Below are 23938 nucleotides of genomic sequence, written 5' to 3'. Positions count from 1 at the left end.
CTTACACCATGCCCTTAAGGGCACGACGGATCATTTCTTCACTGCTCAAATCATCTTCCTGTATCGCGGACACCGCACGGCTGGCTTCCTGTGGCTTGAAGCCAAGGGAGATCAACGCGCTGACCGCATCATTCTCGGCGCTTGTGACTGCCGTTTTGCTCCCGGGTTCAACCACGAACGTCGCGATCGCTGGCATGCTTTCCCAAGCCTTGAAGCGATCCTTCAGTTCGACCAGAAGCCGCTCGGCGGTTTTCTTACCGACGCCCGGTATGCGCACCAGGACCGAAGTGTCCTGCGCCTGCACGCAGCGCACCAACTCATCGACCTCCAACCCAGACATCAGCGCCAGCGCCAGCTTTGGGCCAACACCGTTCAAGCGGATCAGCTCGCGGAACAGCTCACGCTCGCGCTTTTCAGCGAAGCCGTAAAGAAGCTGCGCGTCTTCGCGCACGACCAGGTGCGTGTGCAGCGTCACCGGCTCGCCGACCGCCGGCAGGCGGTACAACGTAGTCATCGGCACCTCGACCTCATAGCCGATGCCGTTTACGTCGAGAATCAGATGTGGCGGTTGTTTTTCCGCCAGCGTGCCGCGTAAACGTCCGATCAATCTGTGTCCTCCATGGCCATAGCATTCGCTGACGACCAGTCGATATTCATCCAACCAAGAATGCTTGCGCCAATCACAGACGCAACCGCCCGCCTCGCCGCTTGGCGCCAGCCAGGCCGTGTGGGATCAGACTCTGCCGGTGATGTGCGTGACATAGCGCAATGGCCAGCGCATCAGACGCGTCGATCTGCGGTTTTTCCAGAAGCTTGAGCAAGTGCATGACCATCATCTGCACCTGCTGCTTGTCCGCCCCACCCGTTCCGGCGATAGCCTGCTTGACTTGCGTTGCGGTGTACTCGGCAATCTCCAGCCCTGCTTCGGCACCGGCGACAATGGCCGCCCCGCGAGCCTGGCCGAGCTTCAGCGCAGAATCGGCATTGCGCGCCATGAATACCTGTTCGATACCCATGGTCACCGGACCGTAGGTTCGAATGACCTCGCTCACACCACTGAACACCGCACGCAGCCGGTCGGGCAACTCGCCAGTGCCGGTACGAATGCAGCCGGAGGCGACGTACTCGCAACCACGACCATTGTCACGCACAACGCCATAACCGGTAATTCGAGAGCCGGGGTCGATACCTAAAATCAGCGTCATGCCTTGGCCGTGCTGTCTATTTATCCAGTAGCGAGTATACGGAGCCGATGCCAGATCCGCTACCGACCGCTTAGCCCGACCTGGGAATAGACCGGCCGTAAAAAAGCCGGGAACACACCAGTGCGACTCCCGGCTACGGACAGCGTGACACTCAACCCAGTTGCTGCATGATCTCGTCGGAGATCTCCGCGTTGTGATAGACGTTCTGCACGTCATCCAGATCTTCTAGCGCATCGATCAAACGCAGAACTTTCTGCGCCGTCTCGACATCGGTGATTGGCGCCATGATCGACGGAATCATCGCCACTTCAGCCTCGTCGCCCTTGAAGCCTGCCTGCGTCAGCGCCTCATTGACCGAGAGGAAATCCGCGAAGCTGGTGTAGATTTCGACCGAGCCATCTTCCTGGCTGACCACGTCGTCCGCTCCGGCTTCCAGCGCCGCTTCCATCAACGCATCCTCGTCGACGCCCGGCGCGTAGCTGATCTGTCCCTTGCGATCGAACATATACGCGACCGAACCGTCGGTACCGAGGTTGCCGCCGTTCTTGCTGAAGGCGTGGCGCACTTCAGCCGCCGTACGGTTACGGTTGTCGGTCATGGCCTCGATGATGATCGCCACGCCGCTTGGCGCGTAACCTTCATAGCTCAGCTCGGTCATGTTGTCGGCTTCGCTGGAGCCTGCGCCCCGCGCGATCGCGCGATCAATGACGTCACGCGACATGTTGGCCGTCAGTGCCTTGTCCACCGCCAGGCGCAGGCGTGGATTGTCCGCCGGCACGCCGCCGCCATGCTTGGCCGCGACGGTCAGCTCACGAATCAACTTGGTGAAGATCTTGCCCCGCTTGGCGTCCTGGCGCTCTTTGCGGTGCTTGATATTGGCCCATTTGGAATGACCAGCCATAACTCACTCCATTCTTCGACTGAATCAGAAATCTCGATAACCGCCCCGCCTGCGTTATCTATCAGGACGAAACGCGGTATCACCGTTACGCCTGCGCGGCGCTAGGCCGCAAGACGAAGAAGCCTGGCAGAACCAGGCTTCGGATGGCGCTTATTCCGCCTTCGGCTGCTCGCGCAGACGGATATGCAGGTCACGCAGCGCCTTGCTGTCCACCGCGCCCGGCGCCTGTGTCATGACGTCCGCAGCGCTCTGGGTTTTCGGGAAGGCGATCACTTCACGAATAGACTGCGCACCGGTCATCAACATGACCAGACGATCGAGGCCGAAGGCCAGACCACCATGCGGCGGCGCACCGAACTTCAGTGCATCGAGCAGGAAGCCGAACTTCTCTTCCTGCTCGGCTTCGTCGATGCCGAGAATACGGAACACGGTCTGCTGCATTTCCTTGCGATGGATACGGATCGAGCCGCCACCCAGCTCAGTACCGTTGAGCACCATGTCATAGGCACGCGACAGAGCCCCGGCCGGGTTGGCCTCCAGCTCCTGAGGTGTGCACTTCGGTGCGGTGAACGGATGGTGCAGCGCGCTCAGCGAGCCGTCATCGTTCTCTTCGAACATCGGGAAGTCGACCACCCACAGCGGCGCCCAGTCGCAGGTCAGCAGCTTGAGGTCGTGACCGATCTTGATGCGCAGCGCGCCCAGGGCCTCGGAAACGATCTTCGCCTTGTCAGCGCCGAAGAAGACGATGTCGCCATCGACCGCACCGGCGCGATCAAGGATCACATTAAGGTTGTCTTCCGGAATGAATTTGACGATCGGCGACTGCAGTCCCTCGATGCCCTTGGCGCGCTCGTTGACCTTGATGTAGGCCAAGCCCTTGGCACCATAGATACCAACGAACTTGGTGTAGTCGTCGATCTGGCTGCGCGGCATGCTCGCTGCACCCGGCACGCGCAGGGCAGCAACGCGCCCTTTCGGATCGTTCGCTGGGCCGGAGAACACCTTGAACTCGACAGCGTTGAGCTGATCGGCAACGTCTACCAGCTCAAGCGGAATGCGCAGGTCAGGCTTGTCCGAACCATAGCGGCGCATGGCCTCTTCGAACGGCATGTGCGGGAATTCACCGAACTCCAGGTCCAGCACTTCCTTGAACAACTTGCGGATCATCCCTTCGGTGATACCGATGATGTCTGCTTCGTCGAGGAAGCTGGTTTCGATATCAATCTGAGTGAACTCAGGCTGACGGTCAGCACGCAGATCTTCGTCGCGGAAGCACTTGGCGATCTGGTAGTAGCGGTCGAAGCCGGCGACCATCAGCAGCTGCTTGAACAACTGCGGCGACTGCGGCAAAGCAAAGAAGTTGCCGGCGTGGGTGCGGCTGGGCACCAGATAGTCACGCGCGCCTTCGGGCGTCGGGCGACCCAGAATCGGCGTTTCCACATCGAGGAAGCCGTTTTCATCCAGATAACGGCGGATGCTGGCGGTTATGCGCGAGCGCAGCTTGAGCTTCTCGGCCATTTCCGGACGGCGTAGGTCGATGAAGCGATAGCGCAGACGCGTCTCTTCGCCGACATCGCTGTACTCGTTGAGCGGGAACGGCGGCGTTTCCGCTTCGTTCAACACTTCCAGCTCGTAACCGAGGACCTCGATGGCACCGGAAGCGATGTTCGGGTTCACCGCACCAGCTGGGCGCAGACGCACCTTGCCGGTGATCTTCACCACATACTCGCTACGAACCTTGTCGGCCGTCGCGAAGGTTTCCGCGCGGTCCGGATCGAAGACCACCTGCGCCAGGCCATCACGATCACGCACGTCGAGGAAGATCACCCCGCCATGGTCACGACGGCGATGTACCCAGCCGCAAAGAGTGATTTCCTGGCCGTCCAGGCTTTCGTTCAATTGGCCGCAATAGTGGCTGCGCATCATGGTGGAGTTCGCTTCTCGTATCTTGAATTCGATGGGGCGCTAGAGACGCGACAGGCTGACCGCACTGTTGCAGCTCTGCGCAAACGGCTTTTGCCGCACGCGTTACCGCATATGACGCCGGGCGCTGCGGCTCGCGCAGAGGCCGCCGGGCATAAGCGCGGGATTATATCTGCATAATCAGCGCGGCGCAGCCGTTGCCCCTGGGCGATTGGAAATCGGGCTGGCGATGGAACCCTGACTTGATCCCGGCCTTCCAAACCCCGAGCCCCGCCAGAAACGCATCGCTTCACCACGTCACGCGTTTTTCTGGCATAACTAATGGCTGAACCATCCACCAGGAGAAAAAGCATGGAAATCAACATTGGCATCGCCGAGCAGGACCGGGCAGCCATCGCCGAGGGTCTGTCTCGTCTACTCGCCGACACCTACACCCTGTACCTGAAGACCCATAACTTCCACTGGAACGTTACCGGTCCGATGTTCAACACGCTGCATACCATGTTCGAAACCCAGTACACCGAACTTGCCCTCGCCGTAGATGACATTGCCGAGCGCATCCGCACCCTGGGCTTTCCAGCACCGGGCACTTACGCAGCCTATGCACGCCTGAGTTCGATCAAAGAAGAAGAAGGCGTACCTTCAGCCGAAGAGATGATCAAGCTGCTGGTAGAAGGTCAGGAAGCGGTCGTACGCACCGCCCGCGGCATCTTCCCGCTGCTGGACAAGGTCAATGACGAACCAACCGCCGACCTGCTGACCCAGCGCATGCAAAGCCACGAGAAGACTGCCTGGATGCTGCGCAGCCTGCTCTCAGCCTAAGCTGCCTCTGGACGGGGCGCCCGTGTGCGCCCTGCCCAACATTACCGCTGATCTTTGTCGAAACCGCCACGCACACCCCTGCACTTTATCCATGCTGCGGAACGCGCATTTGAGCGCCCTCCTCCTTTACTGTTAAATACGCCGCGCTGCAGCCCGGACCCGCGCGGTTTCTCGAACAGTGTTCAGCCCTGACCGACGAACGTTTTCCACGAGCTCCTGGCCTTGCGGCTTCTTCTGTCGTGTTATCAACCGTGAGTCATACAAGAATGCTAAAGATCATCCATGTTCTGGCGGGCGTGATTGCCCTATTGCTGTCCTTTGTTCCAAGCCTGCGCGGCGCCCTGCCGCTTCTACTGCAACCTGAGGCGCTGTGCCTGCTGATGCTGGGCTTACTGAACGTCCAGTTCGCTCCTTCCGCCTTGCTGATCGACGCCCGGACCCGCCCCACAATCATCGCCGCGTCCGCACTATTGCTGCTTTCCGTCGTACTGCAGTCGGTTATCGTGCTCGCATCGCTGCAGCAGATCGCCGGCCAGCCCGCTACGCTCGCCAGCCTGCTGCTTGCCCTGATCGCGGTGCTGCTGCACCTGGCCACGCCTCGAGCGCAGCGCAAGCAGGCTAAACCGACTCGCACCAATGCCAGCACGGGCGCAGGCACCGGCACGTCTTCAACGGCGGGCCGAGAAGCCGGCACCGTGAAGTGGTTCAACACATCCAAGGGCTTCGGCTTTATTTCCAGGGACAGCGGAGATGATGTGTTCGTGCATTTCCGCGCCATCCGCGGAGAAGGGCATCGCGTCCTGGTCGAAGGCCAGCGTGTGCAGTTCAGCATCATGATGCGTGACAAGGGACTTCAGGCAGAAGACGTCGTCCCGATTGAATCGGACCGATAAGCGCCATTGATGATGGGGAGGGCATGCCCACCTCCCCATTGCCTGCCGTTAGTCAATAATGCGGTGGCGGAGCTTCATCCTCACCAGCGTCCATCGGCACCTGCATTTCTTCCTGACGTTTGGCCAGGGCGCGCAACTGCAGCTGCATTCGCTCCATGATCCGCTGTTGCTCGACCAGCACATCGTTCAACGCCTGAATCGTGTCGTCCTGAAACGCCAGACGCGTTTCCAGATCCATCACTCTCGACTCCAGCTCCACGGTCATTCTCCAAAACGGAATTGATTGGTCAGCACTAGCCTGAGCTTGTGCCTGATGGCCGCCACTTCTTCATCGCTGTAAGGCTTGGCAGGATGCTTGCCCCATACCGGCGCCGGCCAGGCCGCGTCGTCGCGACGCCTTGCGATGACGTGCATATGTAGCTGCCCGACCATATTGCCAAGCGTTGCGATGTTCATTTTGTCCGCACCGAAAGTGTCCTTGACCGTCTCGGCCAGCGACGTTGCCTCCCGCCACAATGCCTGCTGGTCGGCCACATCGAGCTGGAATAATTCACTGACGTCCTCACGGCGCGGCACCAGGATGAACCAAGGGTACTGAGCATCATTCATCAACAGCAATCGACACAGCGAGAAGTCGCCAAGCAGTAACGTATCCTGCTCCAGGCGTGGATCGAGAGCGAACATAAAAACCCCTTTGAAAACGAGTCGGACGCCGGCTCGTCAGATAATGAACGTGAAAAAAGAACGCCCCAAGCATCACCTATAATAACCCGTCAGTGGCGCCCGCTAGTGGTGCCAGCGGTAACCGAACGCGCGCTATTGCGGTGCAACGGAGGGCCTGCAACCTCACGGCAAAGGCAGAGAAACCCAGCCAGACGATTTGAGTACGATTCTTGCTAACCCCAAGAAGAGAACACAACGACAGCTTCAAAAACGCCACAATGGAGCTGCGCAGCTTGCTCTAGCGCTGCACTAGAGCTAAACAGTACATTCTCTGGATGGCTTTTTTGCGAGAGCAGCCATAATTGGCTAAAGCCTGATGCGGGACTAAGAAGTTGCACCCTTTCTGCCCACCGCAGAAAGGTAAGCACCATTTTTAAACCAAAGGAGCAATCACAATGAAAGTGATGAAGTGGAGCGTAATCGCCCTAGCCGTATCGGCGGGCACCTCCCAGATGGCGCTGGCCAGCCAGCAATCGGAGTCCAAGGGTTTCGTGGAGGACGCGAGTCTCGATCTGTTGCTGCGCAACACGTACTTCAACCGCGACTATAAAGATGGCGCAGGCGACGTTCGGAGCTGGGGCCAAGGCTTCATCACCACCTTCGAGTCCGGCTTCACCCAAGGCACCATCGGCGTAGGCGTGGATGCCTATGGCCTGCTGGGCGTTCGCCTCGATGGCGGCCGCGGCCACACCTATGGCGCCATGTTCGAGCGTGACTCCAACGGCGATCCAGAGCGCGACCTGTCCCAGGCCGGCGCCGCTATCAAGGCTCAGTTCTCCAATACCGTAATCAAGTACGGCAACCAGTTCCCGTCCATGCCGGTTCTAGCTTATGACGATTCGCGCCTGCTGCCCGAATCGTTCACCGGCACCCTCGTCACCAGCAACGAGATTGAAGGTCTGGAGCTGAACGCTGGTCGCTTTACAGCTGACAGCACCATGCAGTCCTCCAGCCGTGACGATGTAGGCCTGAAGAGCATCAACGTGGTCGGCGGCACCTATGCATTCAATGAAAATTTGAGCACGTCGCTGTATTTCGCTGACAACGAGGACGTTGCCAAGAAGAAATATGCCAACGTCAACTATGTGATGCCCTTCAGCAGCGACCAGTCGCTTAGCTTGGATTTCAACATTTACCGTTCCGATTACGACAAGGACTATGTCCAAGCCGCGGACACGACCTTCAACGACGACGGCTCGGTTAATGAGCTCGGCGCGCGCGAATCGCACGACAACACCATTTGGAGCCTGGCCGCCAAGTACTCAGTCGGCGCGCACGCGTTCATCCTGGCTCACCAACGTGTCAGCGGTGATCGTGGTTACGATTACGACATCGGCGACGGCGGCGGCTCCATCTGGGTAGCCAACTCCTACTACTCCGACTTCAACTCCAAGGACGAACGCTCCTGGCAGGCCAGCTATGAGCTGGACTTCAGCGGTTACGGCGTTCCAGGTCTGTTCTGGAAAACCGCCTATGTCTACGGCGACAACGTAGATACCGGCACCGGCGAAGGTAAGGAGCGCGAGTTCTTCAACCAGGTCCAGTACGTCGTACAGAGCGGCCCGGCGAAAGACCTGTCGCTGAAGCTGCGCAACTCGATCTATCGTTCGAACAGCGACATGCGCGAGTACTACAGCCCGGACCTGAACGAAATCCGAGCATTCGTCGAATACCCACTGAGCATCCTGTAACCCAGGCGTTCAGTTCATTCGATGCAAAACGGAGCCCGGCGAAAGCCGGGCTCTTCGTTTCAACGCCCAGCCCAGCGGCCATGTCGATCCTATACGTCGCACCCCGCGCGCCGTACAATGCCGAGCTAAATTTCAGCCTCTGCAAGGACATAACGGCCACATGCGCACCAGTCAGTTCCTGCTCTCGACCCTCAAAGAAACCCCATCCGATGCAGTGGTCATCAGCCACCAGCTGATGCTGCGCGCCGGGATGATCCGCAAGCTGGCTTCCGGACTGTACACCTGGATGCCAATGGGACTGCGTGCACTGCGCAAGGCCGAGGCCATCGTTCGCGAGGAAATGAACAAGGCAGGCGCCCTGGAAGTGCTGATGCCCGCCATCCAGCCCGCCGAGCTTTGGCAGGAATCCGGCCGCTGGGAGCAGTACGGCCCGGAGTTGCTGCGACTGAAAGACCGCCACAACCGCGAGTTCTGCGTAGGCCCGACCCATGAAGAGGTCATTACAGACCTGGCGCGCAATGAGCTTCATAGCTACAAGCAGCTGCCGATCAACTTCTACCAGATCCAAACCAAGTTCCGCGACGAGATACGGCCGCGCTTCGGCCTCATGCGAGGCCGCGAGTTTCTGATGAAGGATGCCTACTCCTTCCATCTGACTCAGGAATCGCTGCAGGATACCTACGACCGCATGCATCAGGCGTACTGCAACGTCTTCACCCGCCTCGGTCTTGATTTCCGCCCCGTGCAGGCCGACACCGGCTCCATTGGCGGAACCGGCTCCCACGAGTTTCATGTATTGGCAGAATCCGGCGAGGATGACATCGCCTTCAGCGACACCTCCGATTACGCCGCCAATATCGAGAAAGCCGAAGCCATTCCACGCGAGACCGAGCGCGCCGCGGCTAGCGAGGAACTGCGGCTGGCCGATACACCAAACGCCAAGACGATCATCGAACTGGTCGAACAGTTTGGCCTGGCCATCGAGAAGACCGTTAAAACGCTGGTGGTTCATGGCGTCGAGAAAGGCCAGCTGATCGCCTTGATCGTACGCGGCGACCACGAACTCAATGAAATCAAGGCAGCCAATCTCGAACAGGTTGCCAGCCCGCTGGTGTTCGCCTCCGAAGCGGAAATCCGCGCCGTCATCGGTGCGGGCCCCGGCTCGCTGGGCCCGCTAAACCTGCCGATTCCTTGCGTGATTGATCGCTCCGTCGCACTGATGAGTGATTTCGGCGCAGGCGCCAATGTCGACGACAAGCACTATTTCGGCCTTAACTGGGAGCGCGATCTGCCGCTGCCGCAAGTTGCCGACCTACGCAACGTAGTAGCGGGTGATCCGAGCCCGGATGGTCAGGGCAACTTGGTCATCAAGCGCGGCATCGAGGTAGGGCACATCTTCCAACTTGGCACGAAGTACAGCGAAGCCATGAACTGCAACGTGATGGGCGAGAATGGCAAGCCTGCAACGCTGACCATGGGCTGCTACGGCATCGGCGTTTCCCGCGTGGTGGCTGCCGCGATCGAGCAGAACTACGACGACCGCGGCATTCTCTGGCCGGACGCACTGGCGCCCTTCCAGATCGCGCTAGTGCCGATGAAATATGAGGCCGAAGCGGTAAAAGAGGCCACCGATCGACTCTACGCCGAGCTCACCGCTGCCGGTTATGAAGTGCTGCTCGATGACCGTGACAAAAAGACCAGCCCTGGCGTCAAATTCGCCGACATGGAGCTAATCGGTATCCCGCATCGGATCGTCATCAGCGATCGCGGGCTGACCGACGGCACCCTGGAATACAAGCATCGCCGTGACGCCCAGCCTCAGCCGGTCGCGGCTGCCGAGATTCTGTCCTTCATCAACTCGCGTGCTAATCGCTGATCGGAAACCATGCTCAACCGACATGTTGTCGTTTCAACCAGCGTCGCCCTTGCGACGCTGCTCCTTGGTGGCTGCGCCAACCACTTGCCGCAACGCAGCGAGCACGAGGCGCGCACCGAGCGCAAACTGCTCGACCATAGCCTGCGCATCGAGCTTGGCGAACCTCAGGTACTCGAGCTGCCGCAACGCCGTATCCGCGTGCAGGAGCAGAAGACATTCGAAGTCACCGATTTCGAAGTCACGCGCCGTTACGACCGCTACACGCCCTACCAGCCCTGGCGCGAGCTGTACGAGATACCCATGGGTTTCGTCGCAGTAGTCGCGGGTGTCGGCGCCAATGTGCTTAACGTCGTGATGCTCGGCAATGTTCCGGAGCGCGCCACCCGCGGCTGGATCAGCTACGGCTTCGCCGGCATCAACCCGTTCATGAACGTCGAGTCCAACGGCCGCTCGCAACAGAACCTGGCCAGTCTGAATGAGCAGCGTAGAGATGCGCGACTTGAATACACCAGCCTGCCATGGGCCGAACGACCGGTGATGGTCATCGCCGGCCTGCACACCCACGAGCTGTCTACTGATCGCCACGGCATGCTGCGCCTGAACCTCCTCGATGGCCCCTTCGCCGATCAGGACATCGCCCAGGTCGGCAAGCTGCAGTTGTCAGTAGAAGATAGTCAGGACGGCACCCGCGCAGACGCGACGCTGCTGGTCAGCCATAAGCTGCGTGGCAAGCTGCAGGAAGCTCATGACCTGATCTTCGATGATCTTGAAGGCGACGATGTAGCGCAATGGGTGCATCGCGTCCGACGCCTGTCTGAGCTGGGCCTGGAAGAAGAAGCCAGCGAGCTTGAACAGAGCCTCATCGAGCTGACACGCAACGATCCAGAGCTGCAGCAGCAGTTTCTGCAAAGCCTGATCGAAGGCAGTAGCGGAAACTGAAACCGATGAAGACGTCTGCTCTTCTGCTCGCCCTGCTACTGGTGTGCGCACTACCGGCGGCGGCCAACATTCGCCAAGCTCCGGAACCCGAGCTGCGTGACCTCATGCAGCGAACCGTTGCCGAAGCGGACAGCTTTCAGGATCGCTTCGATGCCGAAGTCTGGCTGGTGGACATGTCCGGCCGCCTCAAGCGCTACGTGCCGGACGTCGAGCAGAGGCTGTCGATTCTCAGACTGGTGCACCGAGAGGCAAGCAAGGCGGGCCTGAAGCCCGAACTGGTGTTGGCGCTGATTCATGCCGAAAGCCTCTTCGACCGCTTCGCCATATCCAGTGTCGGTGCTCAGGGCATGATGCAGGTTATGCCTTTCTGGAAAGCCGAGCTAGGACGCCCGCAGGACAACCTCACCGACAACGCCACCAATCTTCGCTATGGCTGTACCATCCTCAGCTACTACCTGAAGAAGGAAAATGGTGACATCAATCGGGCACTGGCGCGCTATAACGGAAGCCTGGGCAAGAACCGCTACCCCGCCAAGGTGATAGGGTTCTGGCAGGACTTCTGGTACGTCAAACCATGAGGCGCCCGTGTTAATCGCCTCTCAACCGCGCCAGATGCGCGAGTATCCCATCGGCGGTCTGCTCGCCAACCAGGCGCTCTCGCACAACGCCCTTATCGTCGACCAGATACGTCACCGGCAACACCTGGCTACGCGGTAATTGCAGGCGTTCGGCAGGGTCATCGCTGAGCACTCGGAAGCGAATTCCCAGCGCCTCGGCAGCCTGAGCAAGCTCCTCACCACGCAGCTCATCGAAGTTGACCCCAAGCACTTCCAGGCCTGGCTCGGCTTCAGCCAAGGCATTCAGCTCCGGTATCTCGGTACGGCAAGGCCCGCACCATTCTGCCCAGTAATTGATCAATAGCCACTGCCCCTGCAACTGTGTCGCGGTGATTTCGCGCCCATGTTGATCGACACCCCATTCCTTCTCGCAGGCCGAAAGGACAAGACAGGCGAACAGAAGCAAGGACGAAGCAATCGATTTGGTCATGGCGGCGATCTCTAACGTGCACCACCGGAGGATAACGCTTCCGCCGGTGCAGGACACGTCCGCCACGGCCATATACTGACGCGGGTTCATTCGGCGCCAAGTAACCGTCGCGTATTTTCCGTTCTGCGAGTCCCGTCACGCATAGCGCCGTTCAAGTGCACAGTTTTGCCGGGGGAGCGCCGCCTATAATTCCGCACCCACCCACGTATGCCAGTAGCGAAGCCATGTCCCAAGCCCACGACAAACTGATCGGTACCGTACCCTCGCGGATCGTTGAGCAAGCAGCCATAGCCCTGACCACCTACGACGGCAGCGTCGCTGAATTCAATGTCGCAAGCTGGCTACAACTGCAGGGGCATGCAGGGCTGGTGGTGTCGCTTGTCGCCAAGTACCGGGACGGGCAGCAGCAGCGCGAAGCGGCCGTTGATCATGGCCGTACCGACGGCGCAGGCAAGATCCTACTGTCCGGCGTTGCGCAATTACCGGTGCGGCACAAGATCGAAGAATTACAGATTTACCTGCGGCCAGCCGCGAAGGTGACAGCAATCACCGTTGAAGAGCTCTTTGTCCATCCAGTCGAGCCGGTCGCCGCCGAGATGAAAGCTGTTCAGGCCTGAGTCAGCCGCTGACCTGTTTCGATACCCGCTGCAGGTTTACCGACGCAACCTGCGTAGCCCCATCAGGCTGCATGTCAGATTGATTGATAAGCGACTCAGGCCAATACGCGAAGCGCAGGCCGGTAAGGCGATTCAATGCCTCGAGCGCTACATCTGGCGCTCGCTGATGCAAATATAGAATGGTGCTGCGCTTGCCTTTCATCACGCCTTCCTCTCAACCACCCAAGCCATAGCCAGAAGCGTGCCAGCAGAGAGCTATCGGCTCGCCATGCACCGCTATGCGTGCCTACGCGCCGCGCGGTCGTCGCGCTACGAGCGCAATCGATATTCCGCGCGCGCAGAATCCTTCCCTTACTGACGATTTTTGTCACCGCCCGCCTGCAACCAGTCGGCCAGGCTGCCACCAAACAGATTGGACTGCTCCTGCTGCAGCAATTCGAGAGAACGGCGCAGTGTCGGATACCAGGGCTCGTCAAGCTGCTCTGGTAACTCTACGCGTGCAGATAGCGGCCAAGGGTTGCAACGCAGCAGCTGGTCCAGGCTGTAATGATTCAGATCGCGACAGAGCACCCAGCCCCCTGAGCCGGTTCGGCAGACCAGCTGCTCCTGTTCGAAAAACCCGAGGATGTCGTCCCACTCATCTTCCGGCAGGCGCAGGCCGGCCTTGTGCAGATCGCGCAAATGGAGCTCTCGCCCTTCCTGCTGTCGACGATGCAGATTACGCAAGAGCAACAGCATCACCAGCAAGCGCGGCAGCGGTCGCCGACGCCATTGCTGCGACGAGGACAGGCCGCACACCAGCTCAGCACCGAAGAGCACGATCATCCAGGACAGATAAACCCACAGCAGGAACAACGGAACGGCGGCGAAGGCTCCGTAGATCAGCTGATAACTGGGGAAATAACTGACATACACGCCGAACAGTTGCTTTGCCGCCTCGAACAACACGGCAGTGAACACACCACCCACAAGGGCATGACGCAGCGGAACGCGAGTATTGGGTACGGCAGCATAGATCAGCGTAAAGGCCGCCACGCTGAGCAGCAGCGGCATCACCTTGATTAGCGTACCGACACCGATCAACGCATATGGCCCTGAAATCAACGAGAGCGAAGCGATGTAGGTGCTGGTGGCAAACCCCGCGCCTAATAGCAGAGGGCCCAAACTGAGAATCGCCCAATACAACAGGAAGCTGGACACTCCCCTGCGCGGCTGCCGAACGCGCCAGATGGTGTTGAATGCTTTCTCGATGGTCAACAGCATCATCAGCGCCGTTGCCATGAGAAAACCGACACCGAACCAGGTGAGCTGCCGCGCCTGGCTGGTGAAGGCGAGCAGGTATTCCTGAATGGTCGCGCCGGTAGACGGAATGAAATTGCTGAAGATGTAGAACTGGATCTGTTCGCCGACACCCTTGAACGCAGGAATCGCCGACAGCATGGCGAACGTTACGGTCATCATCGGCACCACCGCGAACAGCGTGGTGTAGGTCAAGGCCGCAGCGCTGTGAGGCCCCTGATCAGTCAGAAAGCGTCGGACCAGAAAGCGGCCGAATTCAAGCATGTTGTCGATGCGCTGATGCATCCCCTCTCCTTACAAGACTGCCGTGTGCCATAGGTTCGACAGCTTCACGATCAAAAGGACCCAACTCGACCCATACGCCCCGGATCAGCAGAGCAGCACATTTCGGCCAGCGCCCCGATGAGGGTTAGAATGGCCACCTCATCCGGCGAGACGCAACTACAAATGACCGAACTCACCCTCTACCACAATCCTCGCTGCTCCAAATCGCGTGGTGCGCTGGAGCTGCTCGAAGCCCGCGGGCTGACGCCTGAAATCGTGCGCTACCTGGAAACGCCTCCCAGCGCAGCCGAGCTTTGCGCCCTGCTGGACAAGCTGCGGCTGACTGCCAGGGACCTGTTGCGCACCGGTGAGGAAGAGTACAAGAGCCTCAACCTGGCGAACCCTGAGCTAAGCGAAGCCGAGCTCATCGACGCCATGATCGAACACCCACGTCTGATAGAGCGCCCGATCCTAATCGCCGGTGGCAAGGCGATCATCGGCCGGCCACCCGAAAAAGTGCTGGAGATCCTGCCGTGAGCGCGCCCTATATCCTCGTGCTGTATTACAGCCGCCACGGCGCCACAGCGGACATGGCCCGGCAGATCGCCCGCGGCGTTGAGATGGGTGGACTGGAAGCGCGTCTACGCACCGTACCGGCCGTCTCCTCCGAGTGCGAAGCCGTCGCGCCGTCCATTCCCGACTCCGGCGCACTGTATGCGACCCTCGATGACCTGAAGAATTGCGCCGGCCTCGCGCTTGGCAGCCCGACTCGCTTCGGCAACATGGCGGCGCCAATGAAATACTTCCTCGACGGCACCAGCAGCCTGTGGCTGACCGGCGAGCTCGTTGGCAAACCGGCCGGCGTGTTCACCTCAACCTCCAGCCTGCACGGTGGCCAGGAAAGCACGCTGCTATCCATGCTGCTGCCGCTGCTGCACCATGGAATGCTGGTACTCGGCCTGCCATATAGCGAGAACGCGCTGCTGGAAACCCGTGGTGGCGGTACGCCGTACGGCCCCAGTCATCATGCAGGCGCAGACGGCAAGCGATCGCTGGACGAACATGAAATCGCTCTGTGTCGCGCCCTCGGGCAGCGGCTGGCGCGCACCGCACAGCGGCTGGAGACGTCCCTTGGCTAAGCAGCGCAAACCCCTTCCGTCTCTGGAGTGGCTCACCCCGCGGGTGAAGACAAGCCGCGCTATCAGCCTGGCCAGTTTCATTGGCCTTGCAGCGCTATTGATCGTGTGGAATCTGGTATTTGCCGATCTGCACGGCGCCCGGATCTGGGTCGTGCTCAGTATCCAGCTTATTCCCCTGCTGCTGGTCGCCCCCGGAATGATCACCGGCAGCCCGCGGGCTCACGCCTGGACCTGCTTTATCGTCAACCTCTACTTCATCCAGGGCGTACTGGCGGCGATCGATCCGGCGCGGATGATCTACGGCTTGCTGGAGGCAGCGATCAGCCTGACGCTGTTCGTTGCGGCAATGCTGTATACCCGCTGGAGCTACCAGTACGAACGCAAGGCGATGGGAGAGGCATAAAGAAGGGGCAGCGGCGGAAAACGTACAGATGTGTTCCGCCGCGGCCAGTCGGCTACCAGCCCAGCGTCTCTTTGAGGAAGGGAATCGTCAGTTTGCGCTGCGCCTGCAACGAGGCCTGATCCAATTGATCGAGCAGCTCGAACAGCGCATTCATGCTGCGCGAGCCGCGGGTCAGGATAAAGCGGCCAACGTCGTCGGGCAGGTTCAGGCCGCGGCGTGAGGCACGCAGCTGCAGGGCACGCAACTTGTCTTCGTCGGAGAGTTGCTGCAGCTGGAATACCAGCGCCAGACTCAGGCGTGACTTGAGGTCAGGCAGCTTGACTGCCAGCTCGCGCGGCGAGGCATTCGCCGCCAGCAGCAGCCGTCTACCGGCATCACGCAGACGGTTGAATAGATGAAACAGCGCCTCCTCCCACACCGCATCCCCCGCGACCGCATCTAGATCGTCCAGGCAGACCAGCTCGCACTGCTCGAGATTATCCAGCAAGGCCGGACCATATCCGACCACCTCGGCCAGCGGTAGATAAACGGCCTGCTCGCCGCGTTCCTCTACGCGCAAACAGGCAGCCTGCAACAGATGGCTGCGGCCGACGCCGGCTTGCCCCCAGAGATAGATCAACTCATCGGACCAGCCGGCGGCCGGCGAACACAGCCGCTCCACATAGCCGAGTGCCGCGGCATTGGCGCCCGGATAGAAGTTGGCGAAGGTGGCGTCATCGCGTAGGCGGACGCCCAGGGGAAGCTGGATGGGTTTCATGGCTGGCTGGGTGGTTCGGCCGGTGCACCGGCGGGCTCGGCGTAAAGGTCCGAGAGTTTATAGAGATCGTGCACGTGGCGCAGCAGAACCATGATCACGGCCGCCACTGGTAGCGCCAGCAGCACGCCAGTGAAGCCAAACAACTGACCGCCAGCGAGCACGGCGAAGATCACCGCCACAGGATGCAGCCCGATCCGATCACCGACCAGCAGTGGCGTCAGCAGCATGCCTTCGAGCATCTGCCCCACGGTGAATACCGCCGCCACACCCAGCAACGGGTAGGGCGACAGCCCGAACTGAAACAGCACAGCCACCACGGCGGCGCCAATTCCGACGACGAAGCCCATGTAGGGCACGATGCTGGCGAGTCCGGCAAGCACGCCGATCAGCAGCCCCAACTCGAGCCCTACCAGCATCAGACCGGACGCATAGATAATGGCCAGCGCCAGCATGACCAAGAGCTGGCCACGCAGGAACGCACCGATCACCTCATGGCATTCGCTCATCAATCGCACCACCATGCCCTCGCGCTTGCGCGGTAGCAGGCTGCGCAGCTTGAGCATGATGAGATCCCAGTCGCGTAGCAGATAAAAGCTGACCACCGGAATGAGCAACAGATTGCCGATCCAGGCGAGCAGCGCCAGGCCCGATGCAGTGGCTCGACTCAAGATTATGCCGAGCACATCAGTAGTGCTGCCCAGATGCGCAGAAAATGCTGCCTTGAGCTGATCGAGGCGCCAGAAGTTTTCTTCCAGACCAAACTGCGCCTGCACCCAGGGCAATGCCTGGTGCTGCAGCCAGTCCAGGGTCAGCGGCGCCAGTTGATAGAGCCGCACCAGCTGCTTGCCCAGCATGGGCAGCAGCACCAGCAGCATCAACAACATCAGCAAGCTGAACAGGGCGAATACCGCAATCACGCCCCAGGTCCGTGAAAGCCCCCAGCGCTCCAGTCGATCAACCAGCGGATCGCCCAGATAGGCCAGCAGAATGCCGATTAGAAAAGGCGTGAGGATTGGCGTGAGCAGGTAGATCAGCCAGACGCACAGCAACAGGCCCGCCAGCCATAGCCAGCGGTTCGAATCATTCATGGTCATGCTCACAATGCCTTCCCTGCAGGACGATCGCCAAAACGTTTAAGTTTGTACTGCTGGATCACCAGCGATAACGCAACACTGTACCGGCCTGAGGCGCCACAGGCGCGCCGGCTTCATCGTCGCTCTCGGCCATTGGCTGACTCGCATCCAGCGGCAGCTCGTCCTCCGGGACTTCTTGCAGCCGCGCCAGCGACAATTGCGCGCGCAGCTGCTCCGGGCTGGCGTTGACCCGGTAGACCAGACGATCACTTTCCACCCGCAGCAAGCTGCCGCCGAAAGGTTCGAGCAGCCGATCCAGCTCGGCGAACCGCGCAACGTCGGCGCCGATGATTTCCAACGTGATATCCGAGGCCGCGCCGGGGGCAACCACATAGCGCGGTGCCAGATACTGACTGACCGCCAGCAGCACCGCATCGGCCAGCGCCTCGGGAGTCTCGGCCTCAGCCTTGCCGTCACGCTCCTCGTCATCAAGCCAGACTTTCCATTGCGCCTGCCAGGAAGAATCAACCTCGCGTGCATGCACAGCCAGCAGCACATCGGCGTCATAGCGCTCGGAGGCGTCGCCCAAGGTCTGGCGACCGCTCGCACCGAAAGCGTCCGGCGTCGCCAGCAACTGTTCGGAAAGGTCAGCCAGCGGCAGGCGCAACGGCAAACCCCGATGCTGCGCAGCGGCACGCAACGGAGCCGCACTGTCTTGCCCATCGCCCAAAAGCTGCGTGCCCTCGACCCGCTCATTCAACCACCACACCAACATCGCCGGTCGGTTGGAGCCCCACAGCGACACACCGGCACGGCGCAAGCTTCGTTCGGTAGTGCCCGGGTCGAAATCGACCACGATATGCTCACTTTCGTAACCATACTTGCTGATCAGTTGTTGCGGATCCTCTCGCAGCGCGGCGACGGCCTTGCGCTTGCCAACCTCAGCATCGCCGGTCAAACGCAACAGCAGCGTATCGAAGGCACGCTGCAAAGCCGCGGCGCGCTCCTCGGCCTGCTGTCCGGAAACAGGCTCACGCACCTGATACAGACCTCTGAGCTGTTCGGCCTGGCTAGGCGAGGCCGTACCCAGTGCAAGGCACAGGACGAATAGGCGATTGATAAGGCGCATGATCGTTTCTCGCAGGCCACTGGGGCTGGAAGTAAGGGAACAGGACGCTACACCTTAAACAGCCGCCCCAGAGGGGGCAACCGCCTACCGCACAGTTGACCAAGCCGCGCAGCATTGACCCGCCTCATCACGGCAGTCGGGATGGCCGCTGTGCGGCAAGCCTGATAAAATCGCGCGCTTTCCGCAGACCGGTTCCGGCGCTCGTCCGAGCCCGGCATCCAGTACCTGAGACAAACACGACGCAGGCGGTGCGATGCCGGCGTTCAATCGGCATTTCTGGTGGCGACACCAACTGCCGAATTCGTTTGCGCAGGCCTGGATGCAGCAAATGACCGGTCGACACCCGCACTCCTTTTACAGGTCCGGACTCTATGAGCAAGCAACCCTCCCTCAGCTACAAGGACGCTGGCGTCGACATCGATGCAGGCGAAGCGCTGGTTGAACGCATCAAAGGCGTGGCCAAGCGCACCGCACGACCTGAGGTTATGGGCGGCCTGGGCGGCTTCGGCGCCCTGTGCGAAATCCCGGCGGGCTATAAGCAGCCGGTGCTGGTATCCGGCACCGACGGCGTCGGCACCAAGCTGCGTCTGGCATTGAATCTGAACAAGCACGACAGCATCGGCCAGGACCTGGTCGCCATGTGTGTCAACGACCTGGTGGTTTGTGGCGCCGAGCCGCTGTTCTTCCTCGACTACTACGCCACCGGCAAGCTCAACGTCGACGTAGCCGCCACCGTGGTCACCGGCATTGGCGCTGGGTGCGAACTGGCCGGCTGCTCGCTGGTTGGCGGCGAAACCGCTGAAATGCCGGGCATGTACGAAGGCGAAGACTATGACCTGGCCGGCTTCTGTGTTGGCGTAGTGGAGAAAAGCGAAATCATCGACGGCTCGAAAGTCGCCGCTGGTGATGCGCTGATCGCACTGCCCTCTTCCGGCCCACATTCCAATGGCTATTCGCTGATCCGCAAGATCATCGAGGTCGCTGGCGTCGACATCGAGAGCACCCAGGTGGACGGCAAGGGCCTGACCGAACTGCTGATGGCGCCGACGCGCATCTATGTCAAGCCGCTGCTCAAGCTGATCAAGGACACCGGCGCGGTCAAGGCCATGGCCCACATCACTGGCGGCGGCCTGCTCGACAACATTCCGCGCGTACTGCCCGATGGCGCCCAGGCGCTCATCGACGTGGCCAGCTGGACCCGCCCGGCGGTGTTCGACTGGCTGCAGCAGCAGGGCAACGTCGACGAGCACGAAATGCACCGCGTGCTCAACTGTGGCGTCGGCATGGTTATCTGCGTCGCTCAGGACCAGGTCGAATCGACGCTGACCAAGCTGCGTGAGTCCGGTGAATCGCCGTGGGTCATTGGCGAAATCGCCAGCGCAGCGGAAGGTACCGAGCGCGTCGTGCTGAACAACCTGAAACAGCATTGATGACCGCGACTTGCAATGTGGTGGTACTGATTTCGGGGTCCGGCAGTAACCTGCAGGCCCTGATCGACAGCCAGGCCGAAGGCAATCCGGCACGCATTCGTGCCGTGGTTTCCAACCGCGCCGATGCATTCGGTCTGACCCGGGCGCAGAACGCCGGCATTCCCACTGCAGTGCTCGATCACAAGGCATTCGACGGGCGCGAGTCGTTCGACGCCGCGCTGACGGAGCTGATCGACGGCTATGCGCCGGACCTGGTGATTCTGGCCGGTTTCATGCGCATCCTCTCGCCTGGTTTCGTCCGCCATTACCAGGGCCGCCTGCTGAACATTCACCCGTCGCTACTGCCCAAATACAAGGGTCTCGACACCCACCGGCGGGCACTCGAAGCAGGCGACAGCGAACATGGGTGCAGCGTGCACTTCGTCACCGAGGAGCTCGATGGCGGGCCGGTAGCGGTTCAGGCCACGCTTGCAATAAACGCTGGGGAAAACATCGAAGTATTGACTCAGCGGGTACACGCCGCGGAGCACCAGATTTACCCGCTGGCCATGCGCTGGTTCGCCGAAGGGCGCTTGCGCCTTGCCGAACAAGGCGCGATGCTGGATAGCGTCACCCTGCCGGCCTCCGGCTATCAGATCAGAACCTAGGAGATAACATGCGTCGCGCCTTGCTGCTCGCTCTCGCCGTGCTGGCCCTACCGGTCCAAGCCCTGGAGCTCAAGCCTTTCTCCGCCAACTATACGGCCGACTGGAAACAGGTGCCGGTTAGCGGCACCGCCCAGCGCAGCCTGGAGCAACTGGACGATGGCAACTGGCGGCTGGATTTCGACGCCTCCATGCTGGTAGCCAGTCTCAACGAACGCAGCACCTTCCGTACCGAAGGCGAAACCTTCCTGCCGTTGAGCTATCGCCTCAAGCGCAGCGGTCTGGGTAAAGGCAAACGTGTCGAGCATCGTTTCGACTGGGACAACAAGCAGGTCGAGGGCAGTGACCGTGGCGATCCGGTGAAGCTACCTCTGCATCGCGGGCTGCTGGACAAGTCCACCTACCAACTGGCCCTGCAACACGAAGTAGCTGCTGGCAAGAAAAGCATGAGCTACCAGGTTGTCGATGGCGACGAGATCGAAACCTACGACTTCCGCGTACTGGGCGAAGAGAAGGTCAGCACCAAGGCTGGTCAGGTCGACGCGATCAAGGTCGAACGCGTGCGCGATCCGACCCAGAGCAAACGCGAGACCATCCTCTGGTTCGCCAAGGATTGGGACTACCTGCTGGTCCGTCTGCACCAGATAGAAACGGACGGCAAGGAATACCAGATCATGCTTGAAGAGGGCCGCGTCGGCGGCAAGGTCGTCAAAGGCAACTGAACCTACGCGGCAGCTTTAGGGCTGCCGCCCCTCCGACATCGTGCCGAGCCTCCTGATGATCCCTTCTCGCCTGCTGCTGGCTGTACTGCTCCTGCCCCTGGCGGGTTGCCAGACCTTTTTCGCCGACCGCGCCCCACCGAAACCCGCAACCGAGCGTCTGCAAGGCGAGGTTCGGCAAGTCAACGGCCAGCTGCAACTGCAGAGCTGCCAGGGCCAGCGGACACTGAATCTGCTGGAAGGAAGCACGGGACTTCAGGAAGAAGCGCAGGCACTCATGGCCCACGAGCAGGACCGGCTGTTCGCCGACCTGCGAGGTGCGCTCAGCCAGGCGAAAACGGGCGGCGAAGGCCAGCTCGCCTTGACCCGCATCTATCGTCTGCAACGCGAAGGCCACGGCTGTAACGAAGAGAACTTCAAGCAACTGATTCTGCGCGCCAGCGGGCAGGAACCTGGCTGGGCAGTGACCGTGACCACTCGCGGCATGCTGCTGGTGCGCCAAGGGGAATCACCAATCGCTCTGCCCTATCTGGAGGAGCAGCTCCCAGGGGGCCAGCTCAGCTTCACCAGCGAGGCCAATGAACATCAACTGGACCTCTGGGTCGCGCCGCAGCGGTGCGTCGACAGTGCCAGCGGTACCGTCAGCCACCTGAGCGCCGAACTCCGCCTCGATGGCCAGACCTTGCGCGGCTGCGCCTACTACGGCGGCGCACGCGACGACTGAAATCACGAATGCGGGGCGTTCGCCGCGCTCACCCTGAAAGAAACTGCATCCATGAACAACGCCCTGAACCTGCTGCACCCCTACCCGTTCGAAAAGCTGCGCGGCCTGCTTTCTGGCGTCGAAGCCCCGGCGGGCAAGCACCCTATCGCCCTATCGATCGGTGAACCCAAGCATCGTTCGCCGGATTTCGTTGCCCAGGCACTGGCGGACAACCTCGATCAGCTGGCGGTATACCCGACCACGCTCGGCATTCCGGCCCTACGCGAAACCATTGCCCGCTGGTGCGAACGGCGTTTCGGTCTTGCTGCGGCAGCGTTGGACCCCGCCCAGCACGTGCTGCCGGTGAACGGCACGCGGGAAGCCTTGTTCGCATTCACGCAGGCGGTAGTCGATCGCGAAACGGACGGACTGGTGGTCAGCCCCAATCCGTTCTATCAGATTTACGAAGGTGCAGCGCTTCTGGCGGGCGCCACACCGCATTACCTGCCGTGCCTGGAGCAGAACGGCTTCAATCCGGACTTCGATGCCGTACCGGCCGACGTCTGGCAACGCTGCCAAATCCTCTTCCTCTGCTCGCCGGGCAATCCAACCGGCGCACTGGTACCTCTCGATACGCTGAAAAAGCTGATCGCCCTGGCTGACGAGCACGACTTCGTCATCGCGGCGGATGAGTGCTACAGCGAACTGTATTTCGATGAAGCCAACCCTCCTGCAGGCCTGCTCACTGCATGCGCCGCGCTGGGCCGCAACGACTACAAGCGCTGCGTGGTTTTCCACAGCCTGTCGAAACGTTCGAATCTGCCCGGGCTGCGTTCGGGGTTCGTTGCCGGTGATGCCGATATTCTCAAGGCCTTCCTGCTTTATCGCACCTATCACGGCTGCGCCATGCCGGTGCAGACCCAGCTGGCGAGCATTGCCGCCTGGAATGATGAGATTCACGTGCGCGCCAATCGCGAGCTCTATCGCGCCAAATTCGACGCCGTGCTGGAAATACTTGCACCGGTGATGGACGTGCAACGCCCGGACGGTGGCTTCTATCTGTGGCCGAAAACGCCGATGGACGACCAACAGTTCACGCGCGAACTGTTCGCTCGTGAACATGTGACCGTGGTGCCCGGCTCGTACCTGTCGCGTGAAGTGGACGGCGTTTCGCCGGGTGCCGGACGCGTCCGCATGGCGCTGGTTGCACCACTGGGCGAATGCATCGAGGCGGCATCACGTATCCGCCATTTCATCGAAACGCTCTGATAGCGCACCGGGCGGCCCGGCCGCCCGGCATGTCTACCTTCAAGCCACGCCAGGCGGGATCATGTCCTTGCCGTAATCGCGCAGCTTTTCCAGATTCTCTGGCTTCATGTGCTCTGGAATATCTGCCTGCGGATGCTCATCGCGTGGTTCAGGCTGCGTCCGCTCGTTACGCTCGTGGTGGTCGCTCATAGGTTGCCCTCCTGTCAGATAGCGTGCTCTTCCCAGATCAGCTCACCTTCGTCGCTGACCTCTATCACTTTAGTCAAGGCCGCCTCGGCGATCGCATCGGCTTCGGATGCCAGGTCGTAGCGACGGCCATCGGCAATCTTGAACACATGCAACTGCTCGTCGCTGTCACGTCGTTTGATGGCGATCACCGCCTCGAAAGCATCCTCGGCAGGCACAGCCGAAGAAATCGCCTCGAAATTCTCGAAATGCTTGCGTGCCATTACTCGTCACCTCACCGTTGCGA

The 23938-nt window shown here is 60.6% G+C and carries 29 protein-coding genes; 15 read left to right on the top strand and 14 right to left on the bottom strand.

Annotation, left to right across the window (positions count from 1 at the left end; genetic code table 11):
- Nucleotide 1: 1 nt before the first annotated feature.
- The 4 genes from ruvA to aspS form a co-directional block, all read right to left on the bottom strand.
- A complete protein-coding gene (ruvA, locus tag SM130_RS07025; RefSeq protein WP_102823405.1) occupies nucleotides 2-607 on the bottom strand; it encodes a Holliday junction branch migration protein RuvA in 606 nt (201 codons plus the stop codon).
- A 73-nt stretch (nucleotides 608-680) separates the two neighbouring features.
- Nucleotides 681-1205 (bottom strand): crossover junction endodeoxyribonuclease RuvC, encoded by a 525-nt coding sequence (gene ruvC / locus SM130_RS07020; RefSeq protein WP_102823404.1) that lies wholly within the window; start codon nucleotides 1203-1205, stop codon nucleotides 681-683.
- 151 nt (nucleotides 1206-1356) lie between these two features.
- On the bottom strand, nucleotides 1357-2106 hold the full coding sequence (locus SM130_RS07015) for a YebC/PmpR family DNA-binding transcriptional regulator (protein WP_015276358.1): 750 nt from the start codon (nucleotides 2104-2106) through the stop codon (nucleotides 1357-1359).
- A gap of 150 nt (nucleotides 2107-2256) precedes the next feature.
- Nucleotides 2257-4032 (bottom strand): aspartate--tRNA ligase, encoded by a 1776-nt coding sequence (gene aspS / locus SM130_RS07010; protein WP_102823403.1) that lies wholly within the window; start codon nucleotides 4030-4032, stop codon nucleotides 2257-2259.
- Nucleotides 4033-4380: 348 nt separating this feature from the next.
- On the opposite strand from aspS, the gene SM130_RS07005 reads away from it, so the two are divergent.
- Nucleotides 4381-4851, top strand: a complete 471-nt coding sequence (locus SM130_RS07005; RefSeq protein WP_015276356.1) for a Dps family protein — start codon at nucleotides 4381-4383, stop codon at nucleotides 4849-4851.
- Between the two features lie 266 nt (nucleotides 4852-5117).
- A complete protein-coding gene (locus SM130_RS07000) occupies nucleotides 5118-5744 on the top strand; it encodes a cold-shock protein (protein ID WP_102823402.1) in 627 nt (208 codons plus the stop codon).
- 52 nt (nucleotides 5745-5796) lie between these two features.
- Here the strand turns inward: SM130_RS07000 and SM130_RS06995 are convergent, their stop codons facing one another.
- Nucleotides 5797-6003, bottom strand: coding sequence for a SlyX family protein (locus SM130_RS06995; RefSeq protein ID WP_102823873.1), 207 nt, complete (start codon nucleotides 6001-6003; stop codon nucleotides 5797-5799).
- Between the two features lie 2 nt (nucleotides 6004-6005).
- On the bottom strand, nucleotides 6006-6428 hold the full coding sequence (locus tag SM130_RS06990; RefSeq protein ID WP_102823401.1) for an HIT family protein: 423 nt from the start codon (nucleotides 6426-6428) through the stop codon (nucleotides 6006-6008).
- A gap of 434 nt (nucleotides 6429-6862) precedes the next feature.
- Between SM130_RS06990 and SM130_RS06985 the strand changes: the two genes are divergently transcribed.
- The 4 genes from SM130_RS06985 (at nucleotide 6863) to SM130_RS06970 (ending at nucleotide 11551) form a co-directional block, all read left to right on the top strand.
- On the top strand, nucleotides 6863-8158 hold the full coding sequence (locus SM130_RS06985) for an OprD family porin (protein WP_102823400.1): 1296 nt from the start codon (nucleotides 6863-6865) through the stop codon (nucleotides 8156-8158).
- Nucleotides 8159-8318: 160 nt separating this feature from the next.
- A complete protein-coding gene (locus SM130_RS06980) occupies nucleotides 8319-10034 on the top strand; it encodes a proline--tRNA ligase (RefSeq protein WP_102823399.1) in 1716 nt (571 codons plus the stop codon).
- Nucleotides 10035-10043: 9 nt separating this feature from the next.
- Nucleotides 10044-10973, top strand: a complete 930-nt coding sequence (locus SM130_RS06975) for a hypothetical protein (RefSeq protein WP_102823398.1) — start codon at nucleotides 10044-10046, stop codon at nucleotides 10971-10973.
- A gap of 5 nt (nucleotides 10974-10978) precedes the next feature.
- Nucleotides 10979-11551 carry a lytic transglycosylase domain-containing protein gene (locus tag SM130_RS06970; protein WP_102823397.1) on the top strand — a complete coding sequence of 191 codons (573 nt, stop codon included), beginning with the start codon at nucleotides 10979-10981 and terminating at the stop codon, nucleotides 11549-11551.
- A gap of 10 nt (nucleotides 11552-11561) precedes the next feature.
- Here SM130_RS06970 and SM130_RS06965 read toward each other — a convergent pair whose 3' ends face one another.
- Nucleotides 11562-12020, bottom strand: a complete 459-nt coding sequence (locus SM130_RS06965) for a TlpA family protein disulfide reductase (protein ID WP_102823396.1) — start codon at nucleotides 12018-12020, stop codon at nucleotides 11562-11564.
- Between the two features lie 224 nt (nucleotides 12021-12244).
- Between SM130_RS06965 and SM130_RS06960 the strand changes: the two genes are divergently transcribed.
- A complete protein-coding gene (locus SM130_RS06960; RefSeq protein WP_102823395.1) occupies nucleotides 12245-12637 on the top strand; it encodes a hypothetical protein in 393 nt (130 codons plus the stop codon).
- A 1-nt stretch (nucleotide 12638) separates the two neighbouring features.
- Here SM130_RS06960 and SM130_RS06955 read toward each other — a convergent pair whose 3' ends face one another.
- Complete coding sequence (locus SM130_RS06955) at nucleotides 12639-12839, bottom strand: hypothetical protein (protein ID WP_102823394.1); 201 nt, start codon at nucleotides 12837-12839, stop codon at nucleotides 12639-12641.
- A 149-nt stretch (nucleotides 12840-12988) separates the two neighbouring features.
- The gene (locus tag SM130_RS06950) at nucleotides 12989-14221 is read right to left on the bottom strand and encodes a virulence factor BrkB family protein (protein WP_102823393.1); all 1233 of its coding nucleotides are present in this window, start codon (nucleotides 14219-14221) and stop codon (nucleotides 12989-12991) included.
- 162 nt (nucleotides 14222-14383) lie between these two features.
- On the opposite strand from SM130_RS06950, the gene arsC reads away from it, so the two are divergent.
- Genes arsC through SM130_RS06935 form a run of 3 tightly spaced genes read left to right on the top strand, consistent with a single transcriptional unit; the run spans nucleotide 14384 to nucleotide 15742 of the window.
- Entirely contained in the window at nucleotides 14384-14737 is a 354-nt protein-coding gene (gene arsC, locus SM130_RS06945) for an arsenate reductase (glutaredoxin) (RefSeq protein WP_102823872.1), read from the top strand.
- Nucleotides 14734-15339: an NAD(P)H:quinone oxidoreductase gene (gene wrbA / locus SM130_RS06940; protein ID WP_102823392.1), complete on the top strand. Its 606-nt coding sequence runs from the start codon at nucleotides 14734-14736 to the stop codon at nucleotides 15337-15339. Before arsC ends, wrbA begins: the two co-directional genes overlap by 4 nt.
- Entirely contained in the window at nucleotides 15332-15742 is a 411-nt protein-coding gene (locus tag SM130_RS06935) for a DUF2069 domain-containing protein (RefSeq protein ID WP_102823391.1), read from the top strand. Before wrbA ends, SM130_RS06935 begins: the two co-directional genes overlap by 8 nt.
- A 52-nt stretch (nucleotides 15743-15794) precedes the next feature.
- Here the strand turns inward: SM130_RS06935 and hda are convergent, their stop codons facing one another.
- Genes hda through SM130_RS06920 form a run of 3 tightly spaced genes read right to left on the bottom strand, consistent with a single transcriptional unit; the run spans nucleotide 15795 to nucleotide 18701 of the window.
- The gene (gene hda, locus SM130_RS06930) at nucleotides 15795-16499 is read right to left on the bottom strand and encodes a DnaA regulatory inactivator Hda (RefSeq protein WP_102823390.1); all 705 of its coding nucleotides are present in this window, start codon (nucleotides 16497-16499) and stop codon (nucleotides 15795-15797) included.
- A complete protein-coding gene (locus tag SM130_RS06925; RefSeq protein ID WP_181019206.1) occupies nucleotides 16496-17593 on the bottom strand; it encodes an AI-2E family transporter in 1098 nt (365 codons plus the stop codon). The genes hda and SM130_RS06925 overlap by 4 nt, the downstream gene beginning before the upstream one ends.
- 58 nt (nucleotides 17594-17651) lie before the next feature.
- Nucleotides 17652-18701, bottom strand: a complete 1050-nt coding sequence (locus SM130_RS06920; RefSeq protein WP_102823389.1) for a DUF2066 domain-containing protein — start codon at nucleotides 18699-18701, stop codon at nucleotides 17652-17654.
- Between the two features lie 371 nt (nucleotides 18702-19072).
- Between SM130_RS06920 and purM the strand changes: the two genes are divergently transcribed.
- The 5 genes from purM to dapC are packed head-to-tail and all read left to right on the top strand — an operon-like array spanning nucleotide 19073 to nucleotide 23466.
- The gene (gene purM, locus SM130_RS06915) at nucleotides 19073-20131 is read left to right on the top strand and encodes a phosphoribosylformylglycinamidine cyclo-ligase (RefSeq protein WP_102823388.1); all 1059 of its coding nucleotides are present in this window, start codon (nucleotides 19073-19075) and stop codon (nucleotides 20129-20131) included.
- A complete protein-coding gene (gene purN / locus SM130_RS06910) occupies nucleotides 20131-20778 on the top strand; it encodes a phosphoribosylglycinamide formyltransferase (protein ID WP_102823387.1) in 648 nt (215 codons plus the stop codon). The genes purM and purN overlap by 1 nt, the downstream gene beginning before the upstream one ends.
- A gap of 8 nt (nucleotides 20779-20786) precedes the next feature.
- Nucleotides 20787-21497 (top strand): DUF3108 domain-containing protein, encoded by a 711-nt coding sequence (locus SM130_RS06905; protein ID WP_102823386.1) that lies wholly within the window; start codon nucleotides 20787-20789, stop codon nucleotides 21495-21497.
- A gap of 55 nt (nucleotides 21498-21552) precedes the next feature.
- Nucleotides 21553-22218: a COG3650 family protein gene (locus SM130_RS06900; RefSeq protein WP_102823385.1), complete on the top strand. Its 666-nt coding sequence runs from the start codon at nucleotides 21553-21555 to the stop codon at nucleotides 22216-22218.
- 51 nt (nucleotides 22219-22269) lie between these two features.
- A complete protein-coding gene (gene dapC, locus SM130_RS06895; RefSeq protein ID WP_102823384.1) occupies nucleotides 22270-23466 on the top strand; it encodes a succinyldiaminopimelate transaminase in 1197 nt (398 codons plus the stop codon).
- Between the two features lie 39 nt (nucleotides 23467-23505).
- On the opposite strand, the gene SM130_RS06890 is transcribed toward dapC, so the two are convergent.
- Together SM130_RS06890 and SM130_RS06885 are read right to left on the bottom strand one after the other, a co-directional pair.
- Entirely contained in the window at nucleotides 23506-23655 is a 150-nt protein-coding gene (locus SM130_RS06890) for a hypothetical protein (protein WP_181019205.1), read from the bottom strand.
- Nucleotides 23656-23669: 14 nt separating this feature from the next.
- Nucleotides 23670-23915, bottom strand: a complete 246-nt coding sequence (locus tag SM130_RS06885; RefSeq protein ID WP_102823383.1) for a hypothetical protein — start codon at nucleotides 23913-23915, stop codon at nucleotides 23670-23672.
- Nucleotides 23916-23938: the final 23 nt, after the last annotated feature.

The sequence above is a fragment of the Stutzerimonas stutzeri genome (genome assembly GCF_038561965.1).
GTDB classification, from domain to species: Bacteria; Pseudomonadota; Gammaproteobacteria; order Pseudomonadales; family Pseudomonadaceae; genus Stutzerimonas; species Stutzerimonas stutzeri_AA.
Note: the sequence above shows the minus strand (reverse complement) of the source record. Positions and strands in the feature narration are given on the sequence as shown.